Below are 8,524 nucleotides of genomic sequence, written 5' to 3'. Positions count from 1 at the left end.
AAACCCGGGTCTATTCATACCGGCATTTGATTTCCATAAGCACGGTGGCATCACCGGCGATGCCTTGCGGTCCTTTCTTGTCCACAGTTCTCGCAACAATGTTTCCGATATTTTTCTGCAGGGTGGCGGGCCGCTGGTTGTTGATTTGTATGGTCGTAAGGTCAGGGCCAGCGAGTTCCGCATTGAACCGCCTCAGCTGGCCCGCTTAATGGATGATGTTTTTTCTGAACAAATCAAAGGTGATCTCAAATCAGGCAAAGGGGTCGACCGCGCCCTTCAGCTGACCGGTGATATTTACTACCGTTACGGACTAGGACGAGGTGAGCGCCTGCGCTTTCGCTGTAACTTCGTGCAGGCCACCATCGGTGACTATGACATGGTGCCGGCACTCACGCTGAGAACCATCCCGACCGTTATTCCGCAGCTTGAAAGCCTTGGACTAGAAGATGATTTATTCCCGGCGTTACTTCCTCACAAGGGCATAGGTCTGGTTGTCGGCGAAACAGGTTCGGGAAAATCCACGCTCCTGGCTTCTATCTATCAGTACTGCGCCCAGCATTATCCCGACCGCAAAATTGTCACAGCGGAAGACCCGATTGAATTTCTGCTGAACTTTCCGGATGCCATCCTGATGCCGGAACAGTCGCAGATTGGTCGCGATGTGGCTTCCTTCGCTGAACACCTGCGGCTGTCACTGCGTCGCGCACCGGGCGTGATTGGCGTGGGCGAAATACGCGATCTCGAAACACTTTACGGTGCCGTCATGAACGGTCAGTCCGGGCACCTCTGCCTGTCTACCATGCACACCGACTCCCCGGGAGAGACCATTCCCCGCGCGTTGATGCTGGTTCCGACAGAACTTCGGGAAGCGATGGCACACAACCTGCTGAGTAATCTGCAGTACATCATTGCCCAGCGATTGTTACGCACCACCGACGGCAAGCGTCAGGCGGTGAGGGAATATCTGGTGTTTGATGATGATGTTCGTGAAGCGCTGGGCCGTCTGGATCATACCCGTTGGCGTGACTGGATCGATAACCATCTCAGTGAACGTCAAGCTCGCATGAGTGATAAGGCATGGGCTCTCTATCAGCAGGGCCGTATCAGCCAGCATGAGTTGCTGACCGTTATTACCCGTCGCGAACTGGAGCGGAGGATGTCCATGTGAATATTTGCCCCTGGCGGGATGCCGGGCGACGACTGGAAATAATAGGTATTCCGGTCGTGCTTTTTGCCCTGTATGCCGCATGGTTTCAGTGGCCGGAAACGACCACGCTCTACATCATCACCGGCATCATCCTCTTCTTTCGGCTTCTCTCCTTCTTTGGTTTCACCATCACGGTGCTCTGGCAGCGCCTCATCTACCTTCTTCGCGGACAGCGCCTGACTGGCCGTCCGTGGTGGTATCGCAAGTTCTTTGAATAAGGGAACGTCAAACACTCATGGGTGAAGGTGAATGACAAATTTGTGCCCTGTCCTGTGGACTTTGAAGCCGTTTGCGTGTTTGTTGAAGGAATACATGCGATAGCGGGTTTTTCCTCCATAGTTAAGGTTCAGGGCTAGTACTTCAAACCAGGGAGTCGGTCGTTCATTACAGGTAAACCTGACCCCATTATTACTCAATGACTTTTCTATTATTTTTCTTGCCAATGGTGTTATTAAATGAGATTTAAGAACCACCGTTGAAGGAAAAGGCTTGGGGACATTTACCAGCTGATTAATGAATGAATCGATTCGGGTTTTGTACTTCTCCCTATCAATACCCTGAGGTATAAAACCCTTATTGATATGTATAAAGACCTTTCTGTTAATCACAGTCAAATATGTTCCTAAGATAATTCCTCTAACCGCCCCCTCCGTTAGAAGGATTACAAGTAAAGTAATCGTCAGACTAATGAACAAGACATTCATTAACAGATCATTTTCTAAAATGAATGAACGGTATTTAAAGAAATAGACACCTTCAACGGCACACGATAAGAACAATGACAGAAGAAGAGTCACTCCAGGAGTTCGCAAAAACACAAAAATAGGAGATGATTTTATAAAACGCCTTCTAATAAAACAAACATACGCACAGAGAAGAAATAACAGCACTGTTAAATACAACATATTGTCCCTCAACACAATAAATCCCCATTACATGCCGTGAGGATATCATGCTTAACGACAGCTCTAAAATGAAAGAACAAACACTGCTGGAACAAGTTACGGCTATCTGCCAGCAACTCGAATTCACGCAACGTTTCTCTAATGCGCCTGACAAACTGTCACTTCTACGGGCATTGTTACCACGTATTCACTCCTCTGGCTTTCCAAAACCAATCGAGTTCGTGCGTGCTATCGATATGCTTAGGGAAGAAAAATTTAGTATGGTCCGCGAGGCCAAAGGAGATTCAGCTGAAATTTGTCACATTCAGAATGCGATTGACAAGCTGAAAAAACTAAAACTGCAGGCAGAGCTTATGCATACTCCAGTGGCGGTGCAGCGTGATTGGGGGGTTTCACTAGAAGGCATTGCATTCTGGATTTTCTGGTTGTGTCTACAAATGGTTATTATTGGTTTCAGCTATTTCTTTCTGCCGTCCCCTGGTAGTTGCATTAATTACCTAACTGTAGCGAATGCCGTCTTACTATTGATTTCAGTTCTCTGTAAAAGTTACATCGGGCTAACCATTACTTCAGCACAGATAGTCATGCATTTTATTTCACTAGTAATCAACCACCTCATGCACCATTAACAAATTAATTCGTAGCGAAAAGCATTTTCATCAAGAAGGATATTTCAATATTAAACCCACTGGAATGTGCCATTACATTATTATTTATATTTAACACTGCCGGATATTTAATTTATTTCTCCCTCAAATTATTGCCACTCCTTCCAGGGTTTTAATATATCAACTACCTCGTTAAGAGGTGGGAATCATAGTTACTGAGACAACAGTTACGGAGGTAATAATGGAAAAACGCACCTATCTCACCATCATGCCGGACAACAAAAAGGACGCGCTACGTGCGGCTGGCCGGCTTCCGGATGGGGGTTATCCCCTTGAATACGACAGGTCACAAAAACTCTGGTTTGCGAAGGAAGAGGCGGACCTTGAGAAAATTAAGCCCTGGCTGCCTGAAACTACCATTACAGGGCAGACTCATACCGTCGCGGAAAACCTGACACCTGTTGAGGAGTTTGCACAGGTACTACGCGAGGCCGGGTTCGTTCTGCCCGATAACGGCCTGCCAGAGATGGATGGCAAACGGCACCGCGTTGCGGCGGAAGGTGATAAAGCCGGCAGTAAATCCGGCGTCTATCAGGGATTCATGGATGGTCGTCCTGCTGGCTGGTACCAAAATCATCGTGCAAGCGAAGGAAAAGTGAACTGGACCTCCACCGGCGCCTATCAGTATGACCCCGCAGAATCTATAAAACAGCGAGCGCTGGCGGCCCAGAAGCGCTGGGACAGAGAAATAAAGGCGCAGGATGATTATGCGCGCATAGCGAAAACACTGACAGGTCAGTGGTCGAAAATGCCAGCCGCGCCCGACTCGCATGCATATCTGTCACGTAAGAGCGTGCCCGCTGCTGCGGGCGTCAAGCTGGATAAATATGACAATCTGGTCATTCCGCTGCGCAATACCGCCGGCGAACTTCGCACGCTGCAATACATCAAGCCCGACGGTACCAAAAACCTGAAGAAGGATGCCGAGAAAACCGGTAATTACTTTGTCGTTGGCGGCGAACTAAGCCCACAACGGCCCATTCTCTATGCCGAAGGATATGCCACGGCGGCAAGCCTGCATCAGGCCACCGGGATTCCGGTTGTGATGACGGTCGACGCGGGCAACATGGTGACGGTGTCACGAAACCTTAAAGCTCTTCATCCCGATACGGCTCACATCATCCTTGGCGAAGATGACTTCACGAAAACCGACAACAAAGGACTCAATAAAGCCCGGGAGGCCGCAGCGGCCATTGATGGTACGTATATCATTCCGCAATTTACTGAAAGCGAACGCGCACAGGCATTCGCCGGCACGGGTTCATTCAGCGATTTCAACGACATTCATTCATCACGGGGACTCGATGCCGTGCGCGACCAGCTGTCTCCCGTTCTTGACCCTTTACTCCCTGACTGGCGTCAGACCTTCACAGAGGAACATCCCATGCCAGAAACCAACCTCAGACAGGACGATCCTGAAGAGCAATTACCGGAACCTGCTGATATCGCAGAATATGCGGCTTACATGCAGCAGGAGTCATCTTCACAGTCTCCGGAAAGTGAAGACCACCTCGTCGGGCAGAACAGCAGTGAACCGGCAGAAGCTGTATCAGCACCTGCTGAAGCCACACCTGCACCATCTGATGCAGAAATACCCCCGGTTAACGCAGAAAACGAACCAGAAATAGCAATTTCACAACCATCTGATGCAGAAATTGCGTCGATTGATGCGACATTGCAGCCCGGCGATACCGAATCTGCACCAACTGAAAACAGTCAACATCCGATAGATACCGACGTTCTTGCTGAGCCGGCAACCGCCTTACCTGACGCGAATATTTCAACGCCAGATGCATTGCCGACATCCCCAGAACCATCACCACAGCAGAAGCCCGAAAGCCCTGCTGATATGACGCCGGTCGCAGATATCACACAACAGGGTCCCGAAGTGCCACCCGTGCACGCTGACAGGGATACTCCAGAGGTGAAGGCTGAAGCATCTGAGGCAGAATCTGCCGAGAAAGAAGGTTTTAACTTCACGTTTGGTCGTATGCCTGGTGATGCAAGCCCGCCAGAAGAAACAATCCTCCCGATTAATACGGGTGAATTACTGCAAAGTCTGGTCAGTCGCCTGGACGGGCGAGCCTGGGTATATGCGCTTGATGGCCAGGACGCCTTCCGCGATTACGGCGATCGCATCGAGATGGCCACCCCTGAAGCCAGTGAGAACGACCGCATGATCCTGGCGGCTTTACTGTCTGCGAAAGCCAATCAGCGCGGCGCGATAGAAATTACCGGCAGCGAAGCGTTTATTCAGCGAACAATGACGCTGATCGCTGACTATAAGATTGAGGTACACCTTAAAAATCCACAGCAACGTGAACAGTTCGAAGCCCTGTTGAAAGCACGGGCAGAGAATACCGTGCCACAGAACGGACTGGATATCGACCCCGCAAATCCCGCAGTTGAGCCAGCCCCGGCACAAGCTGCAGCTGACTCGCCGGTGGTCCCCCCATCTGCCTCAGCGGCCAGTGAAATACCTGCCCAACCTGCTGCACCGGAGCTGACCACGATTGAAAAAGAGACGCTGCGCACCGGTCTCACAGGCAAGCTACTGGATGTCGGCAAAGCGCCGTACCAGTTTGATAAAACCAAAACCGACAGCTTTTATGTACAGATGCGCACCAAAGGCGGTAATAAAACCTTCTGGGGTGTCGAGCTTGAGCAGGCGTTGAAGGACAGCGGTAAGCAGCCCGGCGATATAGTTAAGCTGCAATTCCTTGGTAAGAAGCCGGTCACCGTGAACGTGCCGGTGAAAGATGCCGACGGTAAGGTTACCGGTTTTGAACGGCTCGAAACCCATCGCAACCACTGGACGGTCTCCCAGGCCATGGACAACCGGCTGCTTGTTGACGACAGAAACGCCGTCGCACCGGCGGAACTTGCCGCCTACGACGGTAACGCTTTCTGGAAGTTACAACAGCAGATGGTTCAGGCCGCAAATCTGCCGCTTACCACGCCTGACGCCAGCGGCCACGGGTTGCTGTACACCGGTCCGGATGGCAAAGGTCAGTCCGCCCCGGACACGCACCCGGTTGATGCTCCCGTACCTTCTCATTCCAAAGCAGCTGGATCCGTTGTGATGCATGCGCTCGCCGCCGATGGAGAACTGCTGGCTCATCTGGTGAAAGGGCATGGTGATTATCTTCAGGGCATTATTCGCCATGAGGGTGAGCTTAGAAACGTACTGGCCCGCATCTGCACTGGCAATAATGGCAACACCTATCTTGCACTCAACTCCGTTCAGGATAACGGCGCTCTGCAGCTCATCGGGCACGCTTCAGCAGTAAACACGGTGAAAAATAGCACGGCTAATTTCGACACTTTTGCATTTCAAATGAAGGGGAAAGACGCGCCTAAATTTGCCGTACCGCTGGTTACCCCGGAAAAGATCCCGCCGGCCCTGCACAGCAAACTGGGGTTCTCTCAGGCATATACGCCACCGAAGGCTGAAGAAACTGCTCAGTCTCCCCGGGCGCAGGTAAAGCCGGCTATCCAACCACAGCCAATGTGAGGTCATGATGCGACGTACACTCTGTTTCACACTTTTATTCCTGGCGTGCCTTCCCGCTGCTGATGCTGCTTCCTGCCGTGCAGGTACCGCAGCTCATCTGGGCAGTGAGGCGGGCTACAATCGGGCAAAAGCCGCAGCTGAGGCCTGGTCACAGCGTCAGAACAATGTTTCGGCGTCACTGGGCGACTGTCTGGGCAATATTTCCACCACAATCACAGCCCCCACATTTCCTAATCTGGCGGATATAATGAATCAGATTGGCCAGAAAATCTGCAAGGCCGCACGAGACAAAATTAATGACTATGTCCCGTCCACTATTGACCCATGGGGAGATTTACCCTCCTCCGCCAATCTGGCGTCATATAGCTCTTACATGCCCGCTCCACAGAGTCAGTCTGTCACTTCTGCACCGATAAGTTCCGCGACCAGTGGCAGCAGTTCCTCTTTCATTTCCCTGAACTGACGGAAGTAATTCAACGATGAAAAAGAATCCAGCCTCCCCTGCGGAGGCTTCTTCGGGTGCGTCTGAAGACAGACGCCCGCCAGACGACGCCATGATCCCTTTCATGGCATCGCTTGAGCTACAACAAAGAAACATGCTCAACGCAGGCTTTGCCCGCAAGGCGCTACAGGTTGCACTGATCGCCGCCACGATGAGCCTGCTGCAATGGCCGGTTAACGCCTGGCTGGTCTGGAAAGTCGCCAACCCGCCGACAAAATACTTCGCTACCTATAAAGGCAGCGTACTGGAGCAACACCCCACTTCAGAACCTGCATATTCTGATGATGACGTTATCGCATTTGGCGATAAGTTGATCCGCGATGCTTTCCAGCTCGATTTTAAAAATTACCGCACGCAGATTAGCGACCAACAGCAGAAATTTTCTGAAGCGGGCTTTACCAACTACTACAGCGCTCTCACCAGTTCAAACCTGTTCGCTAAAGTCAAAACAGACAAGATGATCATGTCAGCCAACACCACCCGCAAGGGCATGATTTACCGGCGCGGCAGGGAAGGCGAAAATGGCCCCTACATGTGGGACATACAGTATCCGGTCACACTGAGCCTGGACGGTCAGACCCGCAGCCTGCCCCCACAGAACTTTATCTTCACCGTGCGCGTCCAGCGAACCGACGTCAGCGTTAAACCGGAAGGTATTGAAGGCGCATCAATCGTCACCCGCGATGCCCGCTAATTTTACTCAGGTACTCTCATGAAAAAACACACTCTCACTGCAGTGGTTATGCTGCTGTCAGCGGTTCCGGCACTGGCGGCAGACTGGGCACCCGCCCGCACGGGGAATACACCAACCGCCGCGACTCCCGCAGCGCCGACATCCACAGCACCTCAGAGCGAACCCACGGCCCCCCAGTCAAGCACAGTACCGCAGACCGATATCACCGCGCCGTTACGTCAGACACCACCGCCCGCCCCGCCCACTGCAGCCCAGGCATGGGCAATGAGTCAGGCCAACCCTCTGGATAATCGTCAGGGTGTTGAAATGGTGGGCAAAGTGATGGACGAAGCAAGCAGAGGCCGGGCGTGGCAACCTGCTGATGTTGTCCCCCGCATTTCCACGCTGACAGTGAATCTTTCTCCTGGTGCCTCCCTTCCCGTCCTTCGCACCACGACGAATCAGGCCAGCACCCTGATGTTTACGGATAACACGGGGGCACCATGGCCGCTGGCTGCACCGCCCTATAACGGCAATCCGGATGGTTTTGCTGTGAGCTTTATACCGGACAGCAGCGTGATGACCGTGCAGGCAAAACGCCAGTACGACCGGGGGAACGTAACGGCATATCTGAAGGGACTGGCGGTACCGGTGATTATCGACGTCAACAGCGGTGAGGCCGGCAACGACACAGGTGCCCGGGTCATCGATAGCCGTCTGGATCTGCGTATTCCACAACGCGGTCCGCAGGCCAAGAAAATGCCCGCCGGTCAGTCGAAAATTGGTCTTAATAATCCCACCCTGCAGGCCTTCCTCGATGGCGTTCCGCCTAAAGAGGCCCGGCGCCTGAAAACGCAGGGTGATTTACCGGACACACAGGTATGGCAGATGGGAGATGACCTTTATATCCGTTCCCGCAGCGAAATTCGTGACGAATTTGAGCTGACGCAAGCCTCCGGCGACGGTACCTGGCTCTACAAATTGCCCCTGACGCCAGAAGTGGCGTTCTCTCACGCCGGAAAAACGGTGTATCTGACTATTTCACTGGAGTGACT

The 8,524-nt window shown here is 52.3% G+C and carries 7 protein-coding genes; all 7 read left to right on the top strand.

Going from position 1 to position 8,524, the window contains the following annotated elements; translation table 11 throughout:
- Positions 1-16 precede the first annotated feature (16 nt).
- Positions 17-1,168: a plasmid transfer ATPase TraJ gene (gene traJ, locus UC15_RS20430; RefSeq protein ID WP_112290527.1), complete on the top strand. Its 1,152-nt coding sequence runs from the start codon at positions 17-19 to the stop codon at positions 1,166-1,168.
- Positions 1,165-1,425 (top strand): IcmT/TraK family protein, encoded by a 261-nt coding sequence (gene icmT, locus UC15_RS20425; RefSeq protein WP_112290521.1) that lies wholly within the window; start codon positions 1,165-1,167, stop codon positions 1,423-1,425. Before traJ ends, icmT begins: the two co-directional genes overlap by 4 nt.
- Positions 1,426-2,159: 734 nt before the next feature.
- Positions 2,160-2,741, top strand: a complete 582-nt coding sequence (locus tag UC15_RS20415) for a hypothetical protein (RefSeq protein ID WP_112290518.1) — start codon at positions 2,160-2,162, stop codon at positions 2,739-2,741.
- Positions 2,742-2,961: 220 nt separating this feature from the next.
- Complete coding sequence (locus tag UC15_RS20410) at positions 2,962-6,294, top strand: LPD7 domain-containing protein (RefSeq protein ID WP_112290517.1); 3,333 nt, start codon at positions 2,962-2,964, stop codon at positions 6,292-6,294.
- Between the two features lie 4 nt (positions 6,295-6,298).
- On the top strand, positions 6,299-6,757 hold the full coding sequence (locus tag UC15_RS20405; protein WP_232829956.1) for a hypothetical protein: 459 nt from the start codon (positions 6,299-6,301) through the stop codon (positions 6,755-6,757).
- A 16-nt stretch (positions 6,758-6,773) separates the two neighbouring features.
- Positions 6,774-7,490 carry a DotI/IcmL/TraM family protein gene (locus tag UC15_RS20400; RefSeq protein ID WP_112290515.1) on the top strand — a complete coding sequence of 239 codons (717 nt, stop codon included), beginning with the start codon at positions 6,774-6,776 and terminating at the stop codon, positions 7,488-7,490.
- A gap of 18 nt (positions 7,491-7,508) precedes the next feature.
- Positions 7,509-8,522: a DotH/IcmK family type IV secretion protein gene (locus tag UC15_RS20395; protein WP_157961017.1), complete on the top strand. Its 1,014-nt coding sequence runs from the start codon at positions 7,509-7,511 to the stop codon at positions 8,520-8,522.
- Positions 8,523-8,524 lie beyond the last annotated feature (2 nt).

This window comes from Rahnella sp. AN3-3W3 (assembly GCF_003263545.1).
GTDB lineage: Bacteria > Pseudomonadota > Gammaproteobacteria > Enterobacterales > Enterobacteriaceae > Rahnella > Rahnella variigena.
Note: the sequence above shows the minus strand (reverse complement) of the source record. Positions and strands in the feature narration are given on the sequence as shown.

Bases quoted from the DNA above. Each gene is read 5' to 3' on its own strand.
- UC15_RS20410 (WP_112290517.1), top strand. From the start codon at position 2,962: ATGGAAAAACGCACCTATCTCACCATCATGCCGGACAACAAAAAGGAC.
- UC15_RS20415 (WP_112290518.1), top strand. From the start codon at position 2,160: ATGCTTAACGACAGCTCTAAAATGAAAGAACAAACACTGCTGGAACAA.
- UC15_RS20400 (WP_112290515.1), top strand. From the start codon at position 6,774: ATGAAAAAGAATCCAGCCTCCCCTGCGGAGGCTTCTTCGGGTGCGTCT.
- UC15_RS20395 (WP_157961017.1), top strand. From the start codon at position 7,509: ATGAAAAAACACACTCTCACTGCAGTGGTTATGCTGCTGTCAGCGGTT.
- UC15_RS20405 (WP_232829956.1), top strand. From the start codon at position 6,299: ATGATGCGACGTACACTCTGTTTCACACTTTTATTCCTGGCGTGCCTT.